General features: G+C 61.1%; 20 protein-coding genes. 12 read left to right on the top strand and 8 right to left on the bottom strand.

The window, feature by feature from the left end; genetic code table 11:
* The first annotated feature begins 813 nt into the window (after positions 1 to 813).
* Positions 814 to 2,208 (top strand): MATE family efflux transporter, encoded by a 1,395-nt coding sequence (locus QZ326_RS04230; protein ID WP_295741596.1) that lies wholly within the window; start codon positions 814 to 816, stop codon positions 2,206 to 2,208.
* Positions 2,209 to 2,226: 18 nt separating this feature from the next.
* Here QZ326_RS04230 and QZ326_RS04225 read toward each other — a convergent pair whose 3' ends face one another.
* Genes QZ326_RS04225 through QZ326_RS04215 form a run of 3 tightly spaced genes read right to left on the bottom strand, consistent with a single transcriptional unit; the run spans position 2,227 to position 5,748 of the window.
* Positions 2,227 to 2,526 (bottom strand): hypothetical protein, encoded by a 300-nt coding sequence (locus tag QZ326_RS04225; protein WP_295741593.1) that lies wholly within the window; start codon positions 2,524 to 2,526, stop codon positions 2,227 to 2,229.
* A 47-nt stretch (positions 2,527 to 2,573) separates the two neighbouring features.
* Positions 2,574 to 3,941 (bottom strand): penicillin-binding transpeptidase domain-containing protein, encoded by a 1,368-nt coding sequence (locus tag QZ326_RS04220; RefSeq protein ID WP_295741590.1) that lies wholly within the window; start codon positions 3,939 to 3,941, stop codon positions 2,574 to 2,576.
* Positions 3,928 to 5,748 (bottom strand): FtsW/RodA/SpoVE family cell cycle protein, encoded by a 1,821-nt coding sequence (locus tag QZ326_RS04215; RefSeq protein ID WP_295741586.1) that lies wholly within the window; start codon positions 5,746 to 5,748, stop codon positions 3,928 to 3,930. Before QZ326_RS04215 ends, QZ326_RS04220 begins: the two co-directional genes overlap by 14 nt.
* 225 nt (positions 5,749 to 5,973) lie before the next feature.
* On the opposite strand from QZ326_RS04215, the gene QZ326_RS04210 reads away from it, so the two are divergent.
* The gene (locus tag QZ326_RS04210) at positions 5,974 to 6,861 is read left to right on the top strand and encodes a 4Fe-4S cluster-binding domain-containing protein (protein ID WP_295741582.1); all 888 of its coding nucleotides are present in this window, start codon (positions 5,974 to 5,976) and stop codon (positions 6,859 to 6,861) included.
* Between the two features lie 62 nt (positions 6,862 to 6,923).
* Here QZ326_RS04210 and QZ326_RS04205 read toward each other — a convergent pair whose 3' ends face one another.
* The gene (locus QZ326_RS04205) at positions 6,924 to 8,117 is read right to left on the bottom strand and encodes a S8/S53 family peptidase (protein WP_295741579.1); all 1,194 of its coding nucleotides are present in this window, start codon (positions 8,115 to 8,117) and stop codon (positions 6,924 to 6,926) included.
* Positions 8,118 to 8,266: 149 nt separating this feature from the next.
* Between QZ326_RS04205 and QZ326_RS04200 the strand changes: the two genes are divergently transcribed.
* A complete protein-coding gene (locus QZ326_RS04200) occupies positions 8,267 to 9,508 on the top strand; it encodes a serpin family protein (RefSeq protein WP_295741576.1) in 1,242 nt (413 codons plus the stop codon).
* A gap of 32 nt (positions 9,509 to 9,540) precedes the next feature.
* Here the strand turns inward: QZ326_RS04200 and selD are convergent, their stop codons facing one another.
* The 3 genes from selD to yqeC are packed head-to-tail and all read right to left on the bottom strand — an operon-like array spanning position 9,541 to position 12,051.
* Complete coding sequence (selD, locus tag QZ326_RS04195) at positions 9,541 to 10,581, bottom strand: selenide, water dikinase SelD (RefSeq protein ID WP_295741573.1); 1,041 nt, start codon at positions 10,579 to 10,581, stop codon at positions 9,541 to 9,543.
* Positions 10,574 to 11,383 (bottom strand): selenium-dependent molybdenum cofactor biosynthesis protein YqeB, encoded by an 810-nt coding sequence (yqeB, locus tag QZ326_RS04190; RefSeq protein WP_295741570.1) that lies wholly within the window; start codon positions 11,381 to 11,383, stop codon positions 10,574 to 10,576. Before yqeB ends, selD begins: the two co-directional genes overlap by 8 nt.
* Positions 11,371 to 12,051: a selenium cofactor biosynthesis protein YqeC gene (gene yqeC / locus QZ326_RS04185; RefSeq protein ID WP_295741567.1), complete on the bottom strand. Its 681-nt coding sequence runs from the start codon at positions 12,049 to 12,051 to the stop codon at positions 11,371 to 11,373. The genes yqeB and yqeC overlap by 13 nt, the downstream gene beginning before the upstream one ends.
* A gap of 144 nt (positions 12,052 to 12,195) precedes the next feature.
* Between yqeC and moaA the strand changes: the two genes are divergently transcribed.
* From moaA to QZ326_RS04145, 8 genes are all read left to right on the top strand, one after another.
* The gene (gene moaA / locus QZ326_RS04180; protein ID WP_295741565.1) at positions 12,196 to 13,140 is read left to right on the top strand and encodes a GTP 3',8-cyclase MoaA; all 945 of its coding nucleotides are present in this window, start codon (positions 12,196 to 12,198) and stop codon (positions 13,138 to 13,140) included.
* A 2-nt stretch (positions 13,141 to 13,142) separates the two neighbouring features.
* Complete coding sequence (moaC, locus tag QZ326_RS04175) at positions 13,143 to 13,622, top strand: cyclic pyranopterin monophosphate synthase MoaC (protein ID WP_295741562.1); 480 nt, start codon at positions 13,143 to 13,145, stop codon at positions 13,620 to 13,622.
* Between the two features lie 2 nt (positions 13,623 to 13,624).
* On the top strand, positions 13,625 to 14,059 hold the full coding sequence (locus QZ326_RS04170) for an MOSC domain-containing protein (protein WP_295741559.1): 435 nt from the start codon (positions 13,625 to 13,627) through the stop codon (positions 14,057 to 14,059).
* The gene (locus tag QZ326_RS04165) at positions 14,056 to 15,075 is read left to right on the top strand and encodes a molybdopterin-binding protein (RefSeq protein ID WP_295741556.1); all 1,020 of its coding nucleotides are present in this window, start codon (positions 14,056 to 14,058) and stop codon (positions 15,073 to 15,075) included. Before QZ326_RS04170 ends, QZ326_RS04165 begins: the two co-directional genes overlap by 4 nt.
* Before the next feature lie 137 nt (positions 15,076 to 15,212).
* Complete coding sequence (modA, locus tag QZ326_RS04160) at positions 15,213 to 16,034, top strand: molybdate ABC transporter substrate-binding protein (protein ID WP_295741554.1); 822 nt, start codon at positions 15,213 to 15,215, stop codon at positions 16,032 to 16,034.
* A gap of 65 nt (positions 16,035 to 16,099) precedes the next feature.
* On the top strand, positions 16,100 to 16,768 hold the full coding sequence (modB, locus tag QZ326_RS04155) for a molybdate ABC transporter permease subunit (RefSeq protein WP_295741551.1): 669 nt from the start codon (positions 16,100 to 16,102) through the stop codon (positions 16,766 to 16,768).
* Positions 16,768 to 17,808 (top strand): sulfate/molybdate ABC transporter ATP-binding protein, encoded by a 1,041-nt coding sequence (locus QZ326_RS04150; RefSeq protein ID WP_295741547.1) that lies wholly within the window; start codon positions 16,768 to 16,770, stop codon positions 17,806 to 17,808. Before modB ends, QZ326_RS04150 begins: the two co-directional genes overlap by 1 nt.
* 12 nt (positions 17,809 to 17,820) lie before the next feature.
* A complete protein-coding gene (locus QZ326_RS04145) occupies positions 17,821 to 18,324 on the top strand; it encodes a molybdenum cofactor biosynthesis protein B (RefSeq protein WP_295741544.1) in 504 nt (167 codons plus the stop codon).
* A 43-nt stretch (positions 18,325 to 18,367) separates the two neighbouring features.
* On the opposite strand, the gene QZ326_RS04140 is transcribed toward QZ326_RS04145, so the two are convergent.
* Positions 18,368 to 21,064 (bottom strand): transglycosylase domain-containing protein, encoded by a 2,697-nt coding sequence (locus QZ326_RS04140; protein ID WP_295741541.1) that lies wholly within the window; start codon positions 21,062 to 21,064, stop codon positions 18,368 to 18,370.
* A 310-nt stretch (positions 21,065 to 21,374) separates the two neighbouring features.
* Between QZ326_RS04140 and QZ326_RS04135 the strand changes: the two genes are divergently transcribed.
* The coding region (locus QZ326_RS04135; protein ID WP_295741538.1) for a DUF1292 domain-containing protein at positions 21,375 to 21,593 on the top strand (219 nt) is incomplete at its 3' end.

The following is a 21,593-nucleotide window of genomic DNA, read 5'->3' as shown; positions in this document are numbered from 1 at the left end:
ATCTACACTCTTTCCCTACACGACGCTCTTCCGATCTGGCTCCCTGGACGCCAACTACTTCCAGCACATCACCTATATGAATGAGTTCAACGCGGAGAACGGCACCCACATGGTCAGCGCCGCGGGCATCCACTACGAGCCTTTCGGCCTGTACGCCGGCAAGACGGCGGCCCTGGCGGACCTCCAGGACGGCGCCCAGATCGCGGTGCCCAACGACGGCACCAACGAGGCCCGGGCGCTGCTGCTGCTGGAGCAGGAGGGCCTCATCAAGCTCAAAGACGGCGTGGGCCTCTCCGCCACCAAGAGCGATATCGCGGAAAATCCCCACAACTATGAGATCATGGAGCTGGAGGCCCGCCTCCTGCCCACCACGCTCCAGGATGTGGACATGGCCGTCATCAACGGCAACTACGCCATTGACGCGGGGCTGAAGGTCTCCGACGCCGTGGCGGTGGAGGCCGCCGACGGCGCGGCGGCGGAGGCTTATGTGAACGTGCTGGCCGTGAAGGAGGGCAGTGAGAGCAGCGCGGGCATCCAAGCTCTGGTGAAGGCCCTGCAGAGCGACACGGTGAAGACCTTTATTGAGGATACCTACGACGGCGCCGTGGTTCCTCTGTTCTGAGAAAGACACCACTCGGGGAGGAACGAACGTTCCTCCCTTTTTTCGTCTGATTGCCTAAATAGTATCTGTTTTTTTCGTGGAATTCATCTGAGATTTCCGGCACTCCCTGTGGCTTTTCCGGTAAGGTCATGTTAAAATAATGGAACTGCCGGTAAAAACGGCAAGTTTATTACAATCAGGAGGCTGTTGTTATGGCACGGGGCCAGGGAAAAACCTATGAGATCGATATGTGCAGCGGAGCAATCCTGCCAAAGCTTTTGCAGTTTGCTCTGCCGCTGATGTTCTCCAGCATCCTGCAGCTCCTCTTTAACGCGGCGGACATCATCGTGGTGGGCCGCTGGGCCGGGGACAACTCCCTGGCGGCGGTTGGCTCCAATGCCTCCATCATCGGTCTTTTGACCAATCTCTTTATCGGACTGTCCGTGGGCGCCAATATTCTGGCCGCCCGTTTTTACGGGGCCCGGGAGGAGGAGAGCCTTCGCCAGACTGTTCACACTGCTATTTTCCTCAGTCTTCTGGGCGGACTCTTCCTGACGGTGGTGGGCGCCTTTGGCGCCCATACCATTCTGGTCTGGATGCAGTCCCCGCCGGAGGTATTAGACCTGGCCACACTGTACCTTCGCATCTACTTTCTGGGAATGCCCGCCATGATGTTCTACAACTTCGGCGCGGCGCTGCTGCGGGCCGTGGGTGACACCCGCCGCCCCCTGTATTACCTCTTCTTCGCTGGCGTGGTGAACGTGGTGCTGAACCTGATTTTTGTCATTGTTTGCCGCCTGGACGTGGCCGGTGTGGCCATTGCCACGGTGGCCTCCCAGTGCGTCTCCGCCCTGCTGGTGCTCCGCTGCCTGACAAAGACGGGCGGATCTGTCCGTCTGGACCTGCGGCAGCTGCGAATCCACCCGCTCCGCCTCCGGCAGATCATGAAGGTGGGCATACCCGCCGGCATCCAGGGTATTTTGTTCTCCCTTTCCAACGTGGTCATTCAATCCTCCGTCAACTCCTTCGGGGAGATCGTTATGGCCGGGAACGCCGCCGCCAGCAACATCGAGACCTTTATCTACGCCTCTGTCAACGCTTTTTATCAGGCCAACATCTCCTTTACCAGCCAGAACCTGGGCGCCGGGCGGATTGACCGCATCCGGCCCATCATGGTGCGGGCTCTGGGCTGCGCCGTGGTAGTAGGCGGTGTACTGGGCGGTTCCGCCCTGCTTCTGGGGCCCCGGCTGCTGGGCATTTACTCCGACAGTCCCGCAGTCATCGCCGCCGGAATGGACCGTCTCCGCATCGTCTGCGCTCTCTACGCCCTCTGCGGCCTGATGGACGTGATTGTGGGCTCCATCCGGGGTATCGGCTTCGCCATCACTCCCATGCTGATCTCCCTCATCGGCGCCTGCGGCCTGCGGATTCTCTGGGTCTCCGTTCTCTTTCAGATCCCGGCCTACCACACCATTCACACCGTCTATATCTCCTATCCCGTCTCCTGGACCATCACCTTTCTCGCCCAGCTGACCTGCTACTGCCTAGGCATGAGGCATTTGAAACACCGCATGGGCGAGACAGAGAAAACGCCGGACGTCGTTTGACATCCGGCGTTTTCTTTTTCAAAGCCCCAGCCACATCCGAATCGTCAGCACACCGCAGCCGCCCAGCAGCAGCGCCAGCGCTCCGGTCCCCCACAGCAGACTGTAACTCACTGCCTCTCTGTTCCGGGATCGTCCAGCGGCCACGGAGGCAAACACATAAACCGACACCATACCAAAGGCCACTGCCGTGATGTCCGCCGCTGTCTCCAGCTCCAGTGCGGACAGCGCCAGATACAGCAAAAAGCCCAGACCGGAGACGATGGCCCCAGCATTCATCTGTTTCACGGTCTGCAAAAGGAAGCCTTTTTTCTCTTTCATTGGTACACGCTCTCCCATCGTCAAAATACCGCAGCGGCGGCGTTGTATCAGTACCCATTGACAATCACATCCAGCACCTTTCCCGCCACGGTCCCCGCCACGGCGTTTCCGCTGCCGCCGTTCTCCACCAGCGCCACAAAGGCGTAGGGCGCGTCCTCATTCCGCAGAAAACCCGCAAACCAGGCGTGGGGTGTCTGCCCCTCTCCCACCTCGGCGGTACCGGATTTGGCGCACAGGTCCATGTTGGGAAACCGCCTTGTACCATATGTCTTCTCCACATTGGCGGACATCATATCCGCCAATTTTTCCGCCGTAGACCGGTCTACCAGCGTCCCTGTTTTTTCGGGAATATGGGGCAGGGACGGCACCCCCAGGGCGTTTTTCGTCCGCAGAATCAGATACGGCTCCGCCGCCCTGCCGCCGTTTGCAATGGCCCCCATGTAGACCATCAGAGCACAGGGGTTCACCAGATCCTGGTCCTGCCCAACACCGGCCCAGCCCAGGCGGCCCTCCGTCATGCTCTCCCAGCTGAAGGAACCCCGGGCCGTGGGGAGATCATCGACGGAATAGCTGCTGGTAAGGCCCGCTCTCTCTGTGTATCTTTTCAGAGTGTCCGCCCCCAGCTCTGCCGCGATCTGGGCAAAGGCCGCATTGCAGCTGTTTGCAAAGGCGTCTCCAATGTCCTGTTCCCCATGGATGCCGGAGCAGACGACAGTCTCCTCCCCGACCCGCACATCGCCGGAACATGTCCAAATACGGGTCTCCAGGTCTGGAATGTTCTCCAGCGCCGCCGCCAAGGTCACCGTCTTATAAACGGACCCTGGAGTGAAGACGGAGGAGAGAAAACGGTTCAGATATGCCCCTTTCCAGCGGTCATTGGTCTCTATATCCTCAGGGACGTGCAGCGGGTCATAGCTGGGGGCTGAGACCATGCAGAGGATCTCCCCGGTCTTGTAGTTGTATACCGCCACTGTCCCGGCGTGGCCGTTCAGGGCCTGGTATGCCTCATAGTTGTACCGGGCGTCCAGCGTCAGATACAGCTCCCCGCCCCGTCCGGCGCCAAAGGCTCCGTTGAGCAGGCTGTAACCCGTCAGCTTGTCGGCAAATGCGTTCAGGGCCCCGGTGCCGATATTGCCCTGCAGGTCCCCCACTGCATGGAGGGTGGCCTTGCGTACCGTTTCCCCGTCGTAATAGGTACGTTTGCCGTTCCTGATTGAGGAGAGCACGTCCCCGTCCCGGTCCAGCACGGTACCTGTGGCCAGCTGTCCCGCAGAGTCGTACAGGTGGCGGTTGAAGGCCGAGGAGGCCCAGTTTCCGGCGCTTCGGAAATACCGTACCAGAAAGAGGCACAGTCCCGCCGCCAGCAGCAGCGCCAGAATGCGGCAGACCAGCGCCCTCTGTTCAATCTTCTTCATCCGGTTCCTCCGTTTCCGCGGCAAAAGGATTGCCAACCGGCTCCGCCCGCTGCCGGGCTTCCTCCGTCAAGCGCCGGGACGGCCCCCGGCGAATGGCAAAGCTGGCGTTTTCCCGGGTGTCCGTGGCCTTTAGAAAGGCCAAAAGCCCCCAGGCGGACATCATGGCGGAGCCGCCATTGGAGACAAAGGGGAAGGTCACACCAGTGAGAGGCAGCAGATCCACGGAGCCAAACACGTTCAGACAGGTCTGGAACACCAGCAGCGAGCCGGCGGCGCAGGCCGCAATCGTATAGAAGCTGGACCGGCCCACCCGAACAGCTCTGGCGGCGAAAAAGGCCAGGGTGATAATGGCTCCCACCGCCAGTACGGCAATCAGCAGCCCCCACTCCTCGCAGAGCATTCCGAAGACCAGATCCGTATCCGCCGCGGCGATGCGGTGAAGCCAGCCATTGCCTGCCCCCATGCCCAGCAGGCCGCCGGAGGCTGCCGCGGACATGGTGCGGGTTTGTTGGTAGCCGGTGGTGGAGGCCGCCTCCCAGGCGTGGCCCCAGGATGCGAAACGACTGAGAATGTAGGGCTTAAACCGCAGGATGATCCCCGCGCCGAATACCGCTCCGCCGCAGATCAGGGCCAGAGTGGCAAAGTCCCCGGAGCGGAGATAGGCGATGACCAGGAATGTAACAAAGAAAACAGCCGCTGTGCCGAAGTCGCTCATAAGGCCCAAAAGGCCGATGCACACGCCGGTCAGCACAATGAACAGAGTCAGATTCCGCCGCCGGAACAGCCGCTCCAGCGTTGCAGAGCCTGCGAAGATATAGCAGATTTTGGCGATCTCCGAGGGCTGAAAGGAAAGGCCCCCGATGGAAATCCAGTTCACTGCGCCATATTTGGAATGGCCCAGCGCCAGCGTGATCCCCAAAAGGCCGATGGCCGCCGCAGCCATGAGCCAGCGGTTTTTCTGCACTCGGGTGAGGTCCCGGAGAAAGATGCCCAGCACCAAAAACAGTCCCAGTCCCAGCACAATGGCGAGAAATTGCTTGAAGAGGCTCCCCGGAGCGCTGGAGGCCGTCACCGCCAGGCATAGCGTGGAGAGGAAAAAGGCGATGGTCTCCATCTCAAAGCCCACACAGCGGGTGCAGCGCAGCACCGCGAAATAAGCCCACATCACCGCCGACAACCCCAGGAAGGCCAGGGGGATGGACACCGGCGCCGCCTCCCCCGCCGCCACAATCAATTGCAGGCAGGCCAGCACCTGGAACACCGTCAGCCACAAAAAAGACGGAAAGATGGCGGCGGGACGCTCACCTCGCCGTTTCCGCTCCAGCTCCTCCCGCTCCGCAGCGGTCTGAGGCAGCAGAACCAAAGGCACACCCCCGAGGGTGATGCTGTCCCCCATTGCCACCGGCGCAGAGGTCTCCACCCGCACGCCGTTGATCTCCGTCCCCCCCTTGGAGCCCAGGTCATAGAGGGTCCAGCTCTCATCCTCTCCCCGGCAGAGGGCCGCGTGCTGGCGGGATACGCTGGGATAGCCTAGGTGTACATCGGCGCTCTTGCTGCGGCCGATGATGTTCTCCCAGTGCGTCAAAGGGATGCAGGCGCCGTTGGGCAGGCTCAAAAGACCCCAGGTCTCCGGCGTGTGGGGAATCTTCAGAAGCGAGCGAACCGCCCGCCACAGAATCAGCACTGCCACCACCGGGAACAAAAACCGCACGAAGGCGGTGTACCAGACGCCAGCCAGCGGATATTCCGCCAGCAGACCGCATACCATATCCAGCAGAGCCTGGAGAGTCGCTGTCAGCTGCTCCATGCGATTTCCCCCTTTTCCTGATTGATAATAGTATACCATTTTTTCTTTCTGCTGTACAGTCTTCCCTCCACCCCTTTTTATTTTGCGGGGAATTCGAACAGAATTTTCCTTTTTCTCTTGACCTTTTCAGGGAAATCCATTAGAATTGTATATTGCACACGGGTTCCACAGGGCAGGGCCCTGGACGCCCTGTTCCTATCCACATTACGAAAGGCCGATTCAATCATGACACATCCCTATAAAACCCGGGAGGGTGGCGCTACGGTGACAATCTTCGTCCCCTATGACTGCAAGAACCACTGCCCTTTCTGTATCAATAAAGAGGAATACGCGGATATGACAGGCTTCTCTCTGGAGAAGATCTGTCAGAGCATCCGCCGGATGGACGCCATCACCCCCCGGTGCGACTTCGTCTTTACCGGCGGTGAGCCCCTGTCTGACCTGAACGCTCTCCAGGTCATGCTGAATGAAATCCCCACCACACACAAGGTCTATATTAACACCACCCTCCCGGTTTCCGAGCACCAGTCCGAGGAGGATGTGCTGGCGTTTCTGGAACGGAACAAGCACAAGATCACCTGCGTCAACGTCTCCCGCCACATGCAGAAATACGTGGTGGAGTCCAATGACGGCTTGCTCTCCCGGCTGCCGGTGCGTTTCCGGGTGAACTGCGTACTCTATAAGGACTATCCTGCCAAGGACCTGGTCCCCTATCTGGACCGGTTCCGCAAGATCCCCGGGGCCTCCATCCAGTTCCGATTCGACTATACCGCCACCACCCCGGAGAACCTGTACGAAGAGGAGCATGACAAGATCCTCCAGGACCTCAAGCAGATCGCCCGGTACACCGGTCTGGACGGCTGCCGGATGCGCTGCGGCTTCCATTTCGACTACCAGGGCATGGAGCTGACCTACCACAAGACTCTGCCCTACTCCACCATTGTGGAGACCGACCCGGCAAACAGCGTGACCTATGATATCCTATACGACATCCTCATCAAGCAGAACGGCGACATCCACTCTGACTGGACGGGCGTCCTGCTGGATGTGGACGCCTATGAAAAGGTGGTCTACGAGCCATACGACCTTCGCTGGCTGGCGAAGATCGCGTAAAAGAGTGCGGATCAATCAAACCTGCAAAATAAAACGGCGCCTTAAAATGAGGCGCCGTTTCTCTATTCTGTCAGCCGAGCCAGCAAGGCCTCCGGGTCCACCACCCTGCCGTAGGGGTACTCCCTCCCCTCCTCCGTCCATGTGGAGACAGGGCCCGCAGCTGCTTGGGCCGCGGCCAGGAATTCCTCAAAGGTGATCTCCGGCCTCACCTGGCAGGCCAGTGCGTACAGCCCCGCCACATAGGGGACCGCCCAGCTCATGCCGCCCTCGGCAAAATAGGCGTACTCCCCCTCCCCCGCTGGGGACGCCACGGTCCGGCAGTCCATGGGAACCAGGAGGAGAGAGCCGTCCGCTCCCCGGTACTCCCCGCTGTACAGGCTCTCCTCCCAGAAAGCCCCGGGACGGCAGTCCGCCCGCTGGTTGGGGTCGCCGTACCGGCTGCGGCCCATCCCCATCCAGGGCTCCAGCAGCGGGTCCCGGCTGTTGACGCAGACGACGGCGATACCCGCCGCCCGGGCCCGGCCGATGGCGGCCTCCAGCTCCGCCGCCCCGGCGGTGTCCGCCATCCAGCCCACGGACATGGAGATCACCCGGATTTTCTCCCCCTCGGCCAAGGTCTCATTCAGAGTGACCAGCCGGTCCACGTCCTCGGCATAATATGTCATGTCCCGGACAAAATTCTCCCCTGTACCGGTTCCCACGTCGTCGGCGATGAAATACAGCAGGGCCTCCGGAGCCGTGCCCACTGTCTCCCCCAAGGCAATGGAGGCCACAGCGGGGCCATGGGTAGAGGCGTCGTCTTCCGCGGCGGTGTGGTACTCCTGATAGAGCCGCAGGCGGTTCGCGTACTCCTTGTGCTCCACCAGCAGCGTCTGGTCGATGATGGCAATCCCAACGCCCTTTCCGGTGATCCCCTGTTCATGGAGTACCCGAAGCCCCAGCCCTGGGTCTTTCCCCAGTTCCAGAAGCTGCCCAGGGTCGAAATTCTCCGGCAGTTTGTCCGGCCACTGGGTTCGGGTGTCGAAGTCGGCCGAGAAAAGTTCTGTCTCCATGCCTGTGAGGTCCCAGTTCCGCAGGTCGGCGCAGCGGAAGTCCCCCCAGCCGGCGTCAACGTTCGGGTCGTCCACCAGGGAAACTGTGACCGCCGGCGGATGGCGGCAGACCGTGCCCGCCCGTAGGACATCGGCCTGCGGCGGGGCGCAAGCCGTCAGCAGTGCCAGCGAAAGGCATAAAACAGGGTAAACTCGCTTTTTCAATGAAACCATCTCCTTTGTTTGGTGGCCCCATCATATCAGCCGTTTCTTACAAACAGCCTGACATTTTTCTTACAAATTTCTTACGATTTTCCGTAACCTTTTGCTCCGGAAGCCGTCTATATAGGTAACAACACAAAGGAGGAACCGCAATGAAAAGAAATCTCCTGCGCCTATCCTGTCTGGCGCTGGCACTGCTCCTGCTCACCGGCTGCGGAAGCGCTGGCGCAGCTCCCAAAAGCCTGACCGCGGATTTGAAAACCCACACCCCCGGCCTCCAGCCCATTACGGAAGCCCAGGCCGGAACCCTGACCGCCTTCTCCCTGGAATTGCTGCGGGAGAACTGGACCGGGAACAACGTCCTGGTCTCGCCCCTCTCTGTCCTCTCCGCCCTGGGCATGACCGCCAACGGAGCCGGAGGCGAGACCCTGGCCCAGATGGAGTCCGTCCTGGGACTTCCCTTGGAGGAGCTGAATGAGACCCTCGCATCCTGGACCGCCGCGCTGCCCCAGGAGAAGGACTGCCGGGTGGACCTGGCCAACTCCCTCTGGCTCCGGGACGACGAAAACTTTACAGCCAGCCAGGACTTTTTGCAGACCGTCACAGACTGGTACGGAGCGGAGGTATTTCCCTCCAAGTTTGACAACGGAGCAATCCAGGACATCAACGGCTGGGTGGAGCAGAATACCCACGGCATGATCCCGGAGATCATCCGGGAAATCCCGGACGGGGCGGTCCTCTACCTCATCAACGCCCTGGCGCTGGAGGCGGAGTGGGAGAGCATTTACAAAGAGACCCAGGTACACGAAAACCGTGTCTTTACCACGGAGGACGGCCGGGAACAACCGGTGACGCTGATGTACTCTGACGAGGGATTCTACCTGGAGGACGACCACGCCCAGGGCTTTCTGAAACTCTACAAGGGCGGCCGGTGGGCCTTTGCCGCCCTGCTGCCGGAGGAGGGCTTGCGGCTGGAGGACTACGCCGCCTCCCTCACCGGGGAACGGCTTTATGGAATTCTGTCAGACGCGCAGGAAACCCTGGTATATGCCGCTATCCCTAAATTCCAGTGCGAATACGGCGCGGAATTATCTGACAGCCTGAAAGCCTTGGGCATAACTGACGCCTTTGATTGGAATACCGCGGACTTTGCCGCCATGGGCTCCTCCCCTAACGGCCCGCTTTATATCAGCAAGGTGCTTCACAAGACCTATATCTCTGTCGACGAAAAAGGCACAAAGGCCGGAGCCGCCACAGCAGTGGAAATGGATAGAGGCGGAACCGCTCCCGGCATGGTGCCGACAGTTTACCTGGACCGTCCCTTCCTCTATCTGCTGGTGGATCTGGAGACCGGTCTGCCCGCCTTTATCGGAGCTGTGACAACCATGGAATAGAGACAAGCGGACGGCACAGCCGTCCGCTTGTCTTATCTCAGGAAAATGTGCTTTCCGCCCCGGTACTCCCGGACCTCGCCGATCCTCTGGGCACTGGGGACGGCGTCTTTCAGCTCCCCCAACAGCTCCTCCGCGTCTGCCGGGTCCACCGACATCAAAAGGCCCCCGGCGGTCTGGGGATCGTAGAGCAGATCCTGCTTCCACAGGGGCGTGTCCCCCGCGTCCACGGCACTCTCGGCAAAGGCCCGGTTGCGGTACATCCCCTCCGGCAGAATACCGATCTTTGCCAGCTCCGCCGCCTCGGGGATGAAGTCCACCGCGTCCGTCCGAAGCTCGATCTCCACGCCGCTGCCCTGGGCCATCTCGCAGGCGTGGCCCAACATCCCAAAGCCCGTCACATCCGTACAGGCGTGAACACGGTAGTTTACCATAATATCCCGGGCGGACTTGTTCAGGGTGGTCATCAGCTCTTGAGCCATCTCTATGGCCTCCCGGGAGGCCATGTCCGCCTTGGCGGCAGTGGTCAGTACGCCGATACCCAGGGGCTTGGTAAAGAGGAGCACATCCCCCGGCCTGGCACCGGAGTTGGTCAGTACCCTGTCCGGGTGGACAAAACCCGTCACCGCCAGGCCGTATTTGGGCTCGTCGTCTAAAATACTGTGGCCGCCGGTGATCAGCGCCCCGGCCTCGTAGACCTTATCGTATCCGCCCCGGAGCATCTCGTGGACCGCCTCTTTCGGCATAGAGTCCGGCACCGCCATGATATTCAGGCACAGCTTGGGCTCTCCCCCCATGGCGTACACGTCGGAGAGGGCGTTGGTGGCGGCAATCTGCCCGAAGAGATAGGGATCGTCCGCGATGGGCGGGAAGAAATCCACCGTCTGCACCAGGGCCAGGTCATCGGAAATTTTGTACACCGAGGCATCGTCACTCTTGTCAAAGCCCACCAGCAGATTAGAGTCCTGGCGAACCCGAATGCCCTCCAGCAACTGGCTCAAAACGCCCGCCCCCACCTTGGCGCCGCACCCGGCGCACTTGGCCAGCTTCGTCAGCTTCACTTGGTTCTCAGCCATGGTCCTCTCCTTTCCGCAGTGCGCCGGACAACGCCAGAATCGCCTCCAGTACGCCGCCGCCCACCGCCAGCGCCTTGTCGCTGGCGCAGTAACAGTGCTTTTCCTCACAGCGGGGGTCGATGTCCCCGGCCTTCATTCCCCTGCGGACCGGCGTCCCGTCCGCCAGAATACCCCGCAGAACGCCGTCCAAAGTGCAGACCATGGGCTGGCCGGCCACAGTGGCGGCCACGTCCCCCATCTTCACCCGGGCGCCAATGTCCAGCAGCTGATGGAACACGCCGTCCGCCGGGGCCCGGAGCACCCGTTCCCCGGCAAAGCCGCCGATCAGACCCGGGATGCCGGTGTTTGGGATGGGGGTTCCATCATAGATCACCCGGCCCAGATAGTGACCCCGCATGGTCTCCACGGCGGCATGGCAGTCCTTCCCCGCTATGAAGCCAGGCCCCACGCCGATGACCACCGGGGCATCGGTAATCCTGGTCCCCAAGTTCCGCTTGGCCAGAATAGCGTCCACAACCGCGTCAGGCCGCAGGTCCGGGATACAGCGCCCGTCCGGGTCCGCCAGCACCGGGATCACACCGTCATGGAGCAGCTCCAGCGCCTGGGCAGCAGTCTCAACCCGCCGGGCCGTCACATCCTCCACCGTGGTCTCCCCGTGGACAACGGCAGTGGAAAAGGAAACCGTCCGCCGGATAGCGGTGGGGTGCGCTATTTCGGTCATCACCACTTGGATATGACTCCGCCATAGCCGCAATGCAATGCCGGAGGCCAGGTCTCCGGCCCCTCGAATCACTGTGAGCATTGTCGATACTCCTTTCTTCGCAGAGACCCCGCCAGCACAGGGCAGTCCAGCAGTTTCGCCAGGGCGGCGGCCTCTGCAAGGGCCTTCGCCGTCTCCGCCTGATTTACATAAATTCTGTCATGGAGGTCCTCGGCCCGCAGGACCTCCGCCTCCGCCTCCGGTGTGACAGCGGCCGTCTCCGGCAGCTCCGCAAGAAGCGCGTACAGCGCCGGTCGGTGGGCCGCCTCCGCAATAGGCTGCCCGAAACCGGAAGCCCCCACCACCAGAATTGTCTGATTCGCCAGCAGCGGAATCACCGGCTCATGGGGAGCGTGGGCCTTCATGGGCCGCTGGGCGGAACCGTCTGCCTCTACCAAGACATAGTCCGCCAGCCCGCTCAGCCGTTCCATGGGCATCTCCGGAGCCGTCAGCTTCCCCGTTCCGGAAACCGGAGCACCGGCACACACCAAACCCCTGGCCGCCAAGGCCGCCCGCAGATCTCCCTCCGTGGGGGAATCTAAATTTTCCAGTCCGTGAAATGGAAATATCTTCGTGGTGGCGCACAGCAGCACTGTGCGCCCCCGCTGGGCCAGCTCTTCTCCCAAGGCCCGCAGAAGCGTGGTCTTTCCCCCGCCGCCGATGACAGCGGTGATACCAGGACGGATCTCCATCAGCTCCGCCAAGCCCACGGCACTCTCCCTCCTCGTTCTCTTTTTTATAGAATAACACTTTTCCCGCAGGGCCGTCAAGACAGGCACTTGACATTTCCCGGGAAACTGATATGATAGAAATACCGTTTATCTCAATTGAGTATCACGAATGGAGGGAGCACCTTGCACGACCAATACGGCCGGACCGTGGACTATCTGCGGCTGTCGGTAACAGACCTATGCAACTACCGCTGCCAATACTGTATGCCGCCGGAGGGTGTCTGCAAGCGGCCGCACGGGCACATCCTGAATGTGGAAGAATGTATTGAAGTTGGAAAGGCCGCTGTGCGGTGCGGCGTGAAAAAAATCCGCCTTACCGGCGGAGAGCCCTTGGTAAGACGCGGCCTCCTGGATATTTGTCGAGGCCTGCGGGCAATTCCAGGATTGGAAGAGCTGTGCCTCACCACAAACGGAAGTCTCTTGCCGGAGCTGGCCAGGCCCCTGCGGGAGGCCGGCGTGGACCGGCTGAATATCAGCCTGGACACCCTTCGCCCGGACCGCTTCTCGTGGCTGACCCGTCTGGGACATCTGGCAGAGCCCCTGGCCGGCATCCGGGCGGCGGAAGCCGCCGGGTTCACCCATTTGAAGCTGGACACAGTCCTCATCGGCGGGTTCAACGACGGCGAGATTGGGGATTTTCTAGACCTGACCCGGAAACACCCGTGGGAGGTCCGCTTTATTGAGCTGATGCCCATGGGGCCCTGCGCCCATTGGGAAAACGCCTGCTTCCTCCCCGGAGAGGCCGTTCTGGAAAGGTATCCCGTTTTACAGCCGCTCCCCTCCCAGGGCGTTGCCCGGCGGTACTGCCTGCCGGGAGCACGAGGAACCGTAGGACTCATCTCTCCCATGAGCCACGACTTCTGTGGAGATTGCCGCCGCATCCGGGTAACGGCGGACGGGAAATTAAAGGGCTGTCTTCATAGCCGGGAGGAACTATCCCTGCGGGGGCTCCACGGTGCGGATCTGGAAACGGCCATTCAGAAGAGTATTCTTCAAAAACCCCAGCGGCACCACCTGACAGACCGCCCCAGCGACACCCCCAGAACCATGAATCAGATCGGAGGATAACCATGCCGGAATTGACCCATTTCAACCAGCAGGGCCGGGCGAAGATGGTGGACGTGACGGAAAAGGCTGTTACGCTCCGCACCGCCGTGGCTGCCGGGGAAATCCACGTCTCAGCGGAAACCATGACCCACATCAAAAGCGGCACCCTGAAAAAGGGAGACGTACTGGCGGTGGCCCAGGTGGCGGGCATCCAAGCTGCAAAGCACACCTGGGAGCTAATCCCCATGTGCCACCCCCTGCCCCTAACCGGCATTGACATCACATTTCGCCTCTCGGATGAGCCGTGCATGGTGGAGATCGCCGCCGTTGTCACCTGTACCGGTGTCACCGGCGTGGAGATGGAGGCCCTTGCCGCCGTCTCCGCCGCGGCGCTGACGGTCTACGATATGTGCAAGGCCATCCAGAAAGATATGAGAATTACCAACATCCGCCTGCTGGAAAAGTCCGGCGGCAAAAGCGGCGGTTACAGAGCGGAGGGATGAACATGGCAAAGGTTCTGTCTGTCAATATCAGCGAAAAAAAGGGCCAGCAGAAGCACCCGGTGTCTGAGATTCAATTGAAGCTCCGCCACGGCATCGTGGGTGACGCCCACGCCGGGGACTGGCACCGGCAGATCAGCCTTTTGGCCGATGAGAGCGTGGACACCATGCGTACGGCCTGCCCCATTCCGCTGGACGCCGGAGTGTTTGCGGAAAACATCAACACCGTGGGGATCGAGCTCAAATCGCTGCCCATCGGAACGCATCTGCGCATCGGCGAAACGGAAGTGGAGGTCACACAGATCGGCAAGGAGTGCCACAGCGGCTGCGCCATTCAAAAGGCCATGGGCAAATGCGTCATGCCCACAGAGGGAATTTTCGCCGTGGTGGTCAGAGGGGGCGCGGTCCGGGCCGGAGACGAAATCGAGGTACTGAAATGAAGCTGATCAATACCACGGACGCTGTGGGCCACGTGCTGTGCCACGACATGACACAGATCATCCAGGGCGAATACAAGGACGCGCGGTTCCGCAAAGGCCACGTGGTGCAGGAGGAGGACATCCCTGTCCTGCTGTCCATGGGCAAGGAGCATCTGTATGTCTGGGAAATGGTTCCCGGCATGGTCCACGAAAACGATGCGGCAGAGCGGTTGTACGCCCTCTGCGTCAATGAAAACATGGCCCGCAGCGGGGTCAAGGAAGGCAAAATTGAACTCTCCGCCGCCTGTGACGGGCTGTTCCGGGTGGATTCCCGGCGGCTCATTGCAGTCAATTCCATTGAGGACATCATGATTGCAACCCGCCGCGGAAATACCGCCGTCCGCACGGGGGACAGGCTGGCAGGCACACGGGTCATCCCCCTCATCATCCAGGAGGAGAAGCTTCTGGCCGCTGAGGAGGCCGCGGGCAGCACTCCCCTGCTGGAGCTGCTGCCCTATGTCAGAAAAACCGCCGCCATTGTGGCCACCGGCAGCGAGGTGAAAAAGGGACTGATTCAGGATACCTTTACTCCGGTGGTCAAGGACAAGCTGTCCGCCTATGGCATTGCAACACTGGCAGTGGCCTACTCCGGCGACGGCGTGGAGAGCGTGGCAAACGCCGTCTCGGAGGTTCGGCAGACCGGGGCGGAGATCATCCTCTGCACCGGCGGTATGAGCGTGGACCCGGACGACAACACCCCCGGTGGGATCAGGGCCAGCGGCGCCCGGATCGTCTCCTACGGTGCACCGGTGCTGCCGGGGGCCATGCTGCTGGTGGGGTACTATGGGGACGGATCGCCCGTCCTGGGCCTGCCCGGCTGCGTCATGTACGCCGGGGCTACCGTCTTTGACCTGGTGCTTCCCCAAATTGCAGCCGGGGTAGAAATCACACGGGCGGATATTGCCGCCATGGGCGAGGGCGGCCTTTGCCTGGGCTGCAAGCCCTGCCACTGGCCCAATTGTCCCTTCGGAAAATAATCCTTCCAATAGTCCGGGCGGCAGTCTGCCGCCCGCCTTTCCAAAAGCCGTTCACCGCAATCAAGTATCACGCTTTTGTGTTCCCATGCTTGGAAAAGGCAAGAAAACATATTAAATCAGGAAGGGAAACCGACATCATGAAAAAAAGAATCATTCTGCCTCTGCTCCTCTGCCTGCTTCTAACCGCCTGCGGCGGAAAGACCAGCGCCCCCGCGCCTGCCGCCGGTCAGGCGCCCACTGCGGAACCCGCCGCGGAGCCGGTGGAGCTCTATGTCTTCGCCGCCGCCTCCATGACGGAGACCCTGGACGAAATTATCGAACTGTATAAGGATACGGCGCCCAATGTGACCATTGTCCCTACTTATGATTCCTCCGGCACGCTGCTGGACCAGATTCAGCAGGGAGCGGAATGCGACCTGTTCATCTCCGCCGGCCAGTCCCAGATGAACACTCTGGACGAGGAGAACGCCCTGCTGGAGGGCAGCCGGCTGGACCTGCTGGAGAACAAGGTCACTCTGTCTGTTCCGGAGGGCAATCCCGCCGGGATCGAGAGCTTTGACCAGCTGGCGGAGAAGCTGAAAAGCGGCGATGTGTTCCTGGCCATCGGTGACAGCAGCGTTCCCGTGGGCCAGTACACCCAGAAGATTTTTTCCTATTACGGGATCGACGAGGCGGCCGCCGCCGGTTGCCTGACCTATGGCTCCAACGTCAAGGAGGTCACCACCCAGGTCTCCGAGGGGACCGTGGACTGCGGCATCATCTACGGTACAGACGCCTTCTCCGCAAATCTCACGGTGGTGGACAGCGCTGACGCCGAGATGTGCGGCCAGGTGATCTATCCCGCCGCCGTACTGGCAAACAGCGCCAATCCCGAGGCCGCCCAGGCCTTCCTGGACTACCTGAGCACTGCTGATGCATCCGCAGTATTCCAGGGCGTCGGTTTCACGCCTATAAACTGAATTTCCCACAGGGCAGGGCAGCCTGCCCCGCCCTGATTTCTGACATCTGACCGGAGGTGACGCTCTTGGATTGGTATCCCCTCTTTAATTCCCTGCGTATTGCCGCCATCTCTACAGCGGCGGTATTCTTCCTGGGGATCTTCTCGGCCCACTGGATCGCAAAGCTGCCCCCATCGCTCAAAGGCCTGCTTGATGTGGCGCTGACCCTGCCCATGGTGCTGCCCCCCACGGTGGTGGGCTGGCTGTTGCTGGTGCTGCTGGGACCGCGGCGGCCTCTGGGCATATGGGTACAGGCGGCCTTCGGCGTCCGGCTGGTGATGACCTGGTGGTCCGCCGTCTTTGCCACTGTCGTTGTGGCGTTTCCTCTGATGTACCGCACCGCCCGGGGCGCTTTTGAGAATTTTGACCGCAGTCTGGCCGATGCCGGACGAACCCTGGGCCGCTCCAATACCTGGGTGTTCTGGCGGGTACAGATGCCGGCCTGCCGCCAGGGCATCCTAGCCGGCAGCGTCCTGGCCTTTGCCCGGGCGTTAGGCGAGTATGGCGCCACATCCATGCTCGCCGGATACACCCCGGGCCGCACCGCCACCATTTCCACCACCGTCTACCAGCTCTGGCGTACCAATGACGATGCCGGGGCTTTCCGGTGGGTGCTGGTGAACGTGGCCGTCTCCGCGGCGTTTTTGCTGGCGGTGAACCTGCTGGAGACCCAGCAGAGGGGAGGCAGGCGCTGATGCTCTCCGTGGACATCCGAAAAAAGATGGGCAGTTTCCGGCTGGAGGTCCGGTTCGAGGCCGAAAACGAAACACTGGCCCTCCTGGGCGCCTCCGGCTGCGGGAAGTCGGTCACGCTGAAATGTGTGGCGGGAATCCTGAAGCCGGACGAGGGAAAAATCGCACTGGACGGCGTGACGCTCTACGACAGCGCCGCAAAGGTCAATCTGCCGCCCCAACGGCGGCAGGTAGGCTATCTATTCCAGCAGTACGCCCTGTTCCCCAATATGACCGTCCGTCAGAACATCGGGGCAGCCATCCTGGATAAAAAGGCACGTAAAACGGAGACGGACGGCCTGCTGCGCCGGTTTCAACTAGAGGAGGCGGCAGAGCTGAAACCCTGCCAGCTCTCCGGCGGACAGCAGCAGCGGACGGCCCTGGCCCGCATCCTGGCTTCCAGGCCCCGGACAATTCTGCTGGATGAGCCCTTTTCCGCCTTGGACAGCTATCTGAAATACCAGCTGGAGCTGGAGCTGACGGAGACGCTGGAGGATTTCCCGGGCACGGTCCTCTGGGTTTCCCATGACCGGGGCGAGGTGTTCCGAAACTGCCGCCGGGTCTGCGTGCTGGACCACGGAAAATCCCAGCGGACGCTCACCCTGCGGGAGCTGTTCCACCAGCCGGAGACGGAGGCCGCCGCCCGCCTCTCCGGGTGCAAGAACTATGCGGACGCCGTCCCCAAGGGAACTGCCGTGTTTCTGCCGGAGTGGGGGATGACGCTGGACTGCGGCAGGCCGGTGCCGGAGACCGTCCGCAGGGCGGGCATCCGGGCGCACCACGTCATGATTACAGCAGGACCTGGCCCCAACGCATTCCCCTGCCATGTGGCGCGGGTCATCCAGGATGTATTCGCAGCCATTGTGCTGCTGCGGCCCGAGGGCTCCGTTCCCGGCGCGCCGCTTTTGCGGATGGAACTGGATCGGGAGGCATGGAGCGCTGTCCCGGATAAAGACCGAATCTGGATCTCCATCCAGCCACGGGATATTCTATTGTTGAAATGAGGAGGAACCGCTATGTATCATGCCGCTGTTTTGACCGTCAGTGACCGCAGCTTCCGGGGAGAGCGCTCGGACACAGGCGGCCCGCTGGTGGCGGAAGTTCTGAAAAACGCCGGATACGATGTGGTAAAAACCGCCATCGTCCCCGACGAACAGCTTCTGATCGAAGAGGCCCTGCGGGCCATAGCCGACACCGGGGATGTTCAGCTGCTGGTAACCACCGGCGGCACTGGCTTTGCCCCCAGGGATGTGACCCCGGAGGCCACTGTCGCGGTCTGCGACCGCCTGACCCCCGGAATTCCCGAGGCCATGCGCCATGCCTCCTTACAGATTACTCTCCGGGCAATGCTCTCCCGGGCCCAGGCGGGCATCCGGGGCAAAACGCTGATTATGAACCTCCCCGGCTCTCCCAAGGCCGCCCAGGAGAATCTGGAGGCCATACTCCCCGCCCTGGAACATGGTTTGGAGATGCTCTCCGGCAGGCCGGCGGACTGCGCCGTGGAATCCTCCGTTGAATGATAGGACAAAAACAGCCCCACGGCCACAGGTCGTGGGGCTGTCGTTATGCCGCTGGGGTATTCCAGAGGTTATCGAACCAGTTTCCGCCGCCGGGATCACCGGTAGTGCCGGGGTCTGTCACCGGGGGATCAGTGGGCTCCTGAGGCTCATCGGGCCCCGGCGCAGCGGTTCCCGGGTCCGGAATCGTAGTGCCTGGCGGATCCACGGGATCCACGGGCTCCACAGGCTGCTGGTAATTGGGGTCATAGGGATTATTCGGGTCATAGGGGTTGTTGGGGTCCTGCGCGTTGGGATCATAGGGCATCCCGTTGCCACCGTGGAAGGGGCAGCCACCGGCCTCCTCCGCCGCCTTCTGAATGTTCACCAGCAGGTAGGCGTCATCCTCCGAAGTGATATTGGGACCGTAGTCCTCCCGCTCGTAATTCAAAACGCCCTTTTCCACAATGGAGGATTCAGGGCACAGCGCCCCGGCCAGACAATTGCCCTCAGTGCAGTAGTTGACCATGGTGTGGAGGGTGCACTCCTCTGTGGGAGCCAGCCCCGTAGGGATCTCAAAAGAGGCGGACCGGCTGCCGCGGATGTCTGCGAGACAGGCGTCAGTCAGTTTCATCCCGCTGTCGGCGCAGACCGTCACGGTGGTCAGGCCGCTCTCCGGCCGTTCAAAGGACTTGTTGGGCAGATCCTCATGGATCTGCTGCATGACCTTCTTCCACATGGTGATGGCAGGGTTGCCGTTATAGGAGATGCGCTCGGCGTACTTATAGCCGGTCCACACCGCCGCGCAGTAGTAGGGGGTATAACCCGCGAAGTAGCGGTCGCAGGCGGTGTTGGTGGTGCCGGTCTTACCGGCGATGGTCATGCCGCTGAAACTGGCGGAGGCGCCGGTGCCGGTGGTGGCCGCCATATTGAGCATCTTGGTCATGAGATAGGCCGTGGTCTCCTTCATGGCCACATGGGACTCCGGCTCGTTCTCCAGAATCACGTTGCCCTTGGAGTCCTCCACATAGGTATAGGTGCGGGGCTTATTGTAGATGCCCTTATTGACGAAGCAGGAGTAGGCTGCCGCCATCTCCACAGTGTTCAGGCCGTAGGTCAGGCCGCCCATACCCAGGGGACTGGGGGCCATGTCGTTGGGGTGCAGGTCCAGCCCCAGGTTCTCGGTGGCGAAGGCATAGGCCGCCACTGTCCCCACCGACTCCAGCGACTGCACGGCGATGGTGTTGATGGACCGCCGGATGCCCTCCTGTACCGAGGTCCAGCCGGTATAGCGGTTGGGGGAGTTCTTGGGCCAGGGACTGCCGCCCTCCAGCCGCACGGGGTAGTTGTCAAAGGTAGAGGCCGGGGTAATGGTCCCCGCATCCAAAGCCGGGGCGTAGGCCGTCAGAGGCTTCATGGAGGAGCCCACCTGCTTTTTCATGGTGGCATAGTTGCTCATCAGGTTCCCCTCCTTGGGGTCCATGGCGCCCACGAGGGCCACCACGTTGCCGGTGTAGGGGTCCATGACGGTGATGCCGGACTGGATGACCTGGCCCTTCTTGGAGGTGACATCCAGGTTGCTCCGGTCCGCGTAGACGGCCTCGGCGATGTCCTGAATCTTCGGGTCCATGGTGGTGTAGATCCGGTAGCCGCTCCGGTACATCAGCTTCAGGGCCGCTTCCTTGCTGATGTCATACTTCTCAGCCAGGTCCGCCGACACATCCAGGAGCACCTGGTCCACGAACCAGTTGTTGATGCCGCTGCGGCCCGCGCTGGCGTTTGCCTCTGCCACCAGATTCTCCGTGTCCACGGTACCGTCGGTGAAGTTCAGCGGCTCCGCCTTGAAGCGGTCCCGCTCCTCCTCCGTGAGATAGGGCACGCCGGTATCGGGGTTGATAACCTCCTTGTTGGCCATCCGGTCCAAAACCAGCCCCTGCCGTCTCTTGTTGGCCTCCCGGGGCGTGATGGTGCTGCCGTCCGCGGTGGTGATGGTGATGGTGGACATGGGGCCGTAGATCTCCGGGTTGTTGGTAATGGCGATAATGCTGGCACATTCCGCCACGCTCAGGTCCCACACGTCCTTGCCGAAGTAGTACTGAGCCGCCGTCTGGACGCCATAGCACCCCTTGCCCAAATAGATGGCATTGAGATAGTGGGTCAGGATCTGCTCCTTTGTATTGTTCTTTTCAAACTGCAGCGCCCGGATAATCTCCCGGATCTTGCGGTTGACGGTGACCTCCGTGTCCTCGGTCATGTTCCGCAGCACCTGCTGGGTGATGGTGGACGCGCCGCGGGTGTCCCCTCCTGTCAGGAAGGTCTTCACCGCGCCCAGGGTTCCGTACCAGTCCACGCCGTGGTGCTGGAAAAACCGGTGGTCCTCAATGGCCACCGCCGCCTGCCACATGGCGTCGGGGATCTGGTCATAGGTCACAAGGATCCGGTCCTCGTTGCCGTGGATGGTCTGGTACTCCACCCACTCCCCCGTCTCCTGGTCCTGATAGTAGATGAAGGAGCTGAGATCCAGCTCGTAGTCATCCATAGACACCGTCAGGCTGGGGGCTACCGTGGTGTTGATATACTGCAGGAAGATATAGGCGAAGATCCCGGCGGTGAGAACGCCGATCAGCGCCACTGTGAACAGTGCGAAGAATACGCGGCCAACGATCCCGGCCGCCGTGCGGGCCGGACTGCCCCGCCGCTTCCGGGGCCTGCCGCCTGGGCGGCCGGTCTCCCGGGGCGCCTGCGGTTTTTTCTCGTGCTCCAAAACTAGGGCACCTCCGTTCTGAATAAAAAATCCGTCCGAATCCGTCTAGGCCTGTCCCTTTGGAACAGCCGCCTGCGGAAAACTATAATTCACCACAATATTTACTATTGTACCATCCCCTGTCAAGTTTGAAATTGTCGTATTTTCCGGAAAAATAGTTTCTGATTTGTATGATTCCCGCGGATTTGCGCAGAATATATCCCATCCAAAAGGTCATCTTTTCCTCTTTTTCATAAGTTCCGCCCTTGCAATTCCGGAAAACATCATGTACAATACACTTAAACCCACTGAGCCAGAAGGAGGACGCCCTATGAGCGACGAGTTCGGCCCCACCTTTATCACCGTCACCGACGAGGACGGCAACGAGATCGCCCTGGAGTTTATCGACGCCCTGGAATACAACGGCCAGATGTATCAGGCCTTTTTCCCCGCTGAGACCGAGGACAACGAGGACGACCCGGACAACGGTCTGGTGATCTTGAAGGTGATCCATGAAGATGGCGAGGACCTCCTCTCCACTCTGGACTCC

It is taken from the genome of uncultured Oscillibacter sp., from assembly GCF_910587525.1.
Taxonomy (GTDB): domain Bacteria; phylum Bacillota; class Clostridia; order Oscillospirales; family Oscillospiraceae; genus Oscillibacter.
The sequence above is the reverse complement of the archived record's forward strand: the minus strand, read 5'-3'. Positions and strand labels throughout refer to the sequence as shown.

Excerpts from the sequence above, each read along its gene's own strand:
- QZ326_RS04200 (WP_295741576.1), top strand. The coding sequence starts at position 8,267 with ATGAAAAGAAATCTCCTGCGCCTATCCTGTCTGGCGCTGGCACTGCTC.
- QZ326_RS04215 (WP_295741586.1), bottom strand. The coding sequence starts at position 5,748 with ATGGAGCAGCTGACAGCGACTCTCCAGGCTCTGCTGGATATGGTATGC.
- QZ326_RS04220 (WP_295741590.1), bottom strand. The coding sequence starts at position 3,941 with ATGAAGAAGATTGAACAGAGGGCGCTGGTCTGCCGCATTCTGGCGCTG.
- QZ326_RS04150 (WP_295741547.1), top strand. The coding sequence starts at position 16,768 with ATGCTCTCCGTGGACATCCGAAAAAAGATGGGCAGTTTCCGGCTGGAG.
- yqeB (WP_295741570.1), bottom strand. The coding sequence starts at position 11,383 with ATGCTCACAGTGATTCGAGGGGCCGGAGACCTGGCCTCCGGCATTGCA.
- QZ326_RS04225 (WP_295741593.1), bottom strand. The coding sequence starts at position 2,526 with ATGAAAGAGAAAAAAGGCTTCCTTTTGCAGACCGTGAAACAGATGAAT.
- selD (WP_295741573.1), bottom strand. The coding sequence starts at position 10,581 with ATGGCTGAGAACCAAGTGAAGCTGACGAAGCTGGCCAAGTGCGCCGGG.
- QZ326_RS04145 (WP_295741544.1), top strand. The coding sequence starts at position 17,821 with ATGTATCATGCCGCTGTTTTGACCGTCAGTGACCGCAGCTTCCGGGGA.
- moaC (WP_295741562.1), top strand. The coding sequence starts at position 13,143 with ATGCCGGAATTGACCCATTTCAACCAGCAGGGCCGGGCGAAGATGGTG.
- QZ326_RS04165 (WP_295741556.1), top strand. The coding sequence starts at position 14,056 with ATGAAGCTGATCAATACCACGGACGCTGTGGGCCACGTGCTGTGCCAC.
- QZ326_RS04170 (WP_295741559.1), top strand. The coding sequence starts at position 13,625 with ATGGCAAAGGTTCTGTCTGTCAATATCAGCGAAAAAAAGGGCCAGCAG.
- QZ326_RS04230 (WP_295741596.1), top strand. The coding sequence starts at position 814 with ATGGCACGGGGCCAGGGAAAAACCTATGAGATCGATATGTGCAGCGGA.
- modA (WP_295741554.1), top strand. The coding sequence starts at position 15,213 with ATGAAAAAAAGAATCATTCTGCCTCTGCTCCTCTGCCTGCTTCTAACC.
- QZ326_RS04210 (WP_295741582.1), top strand. The coding sequence starts at position 5,974 with ATGACACATCCCTATAAAACCCGGGAGGGTGGCGCTACGGTGACAATC.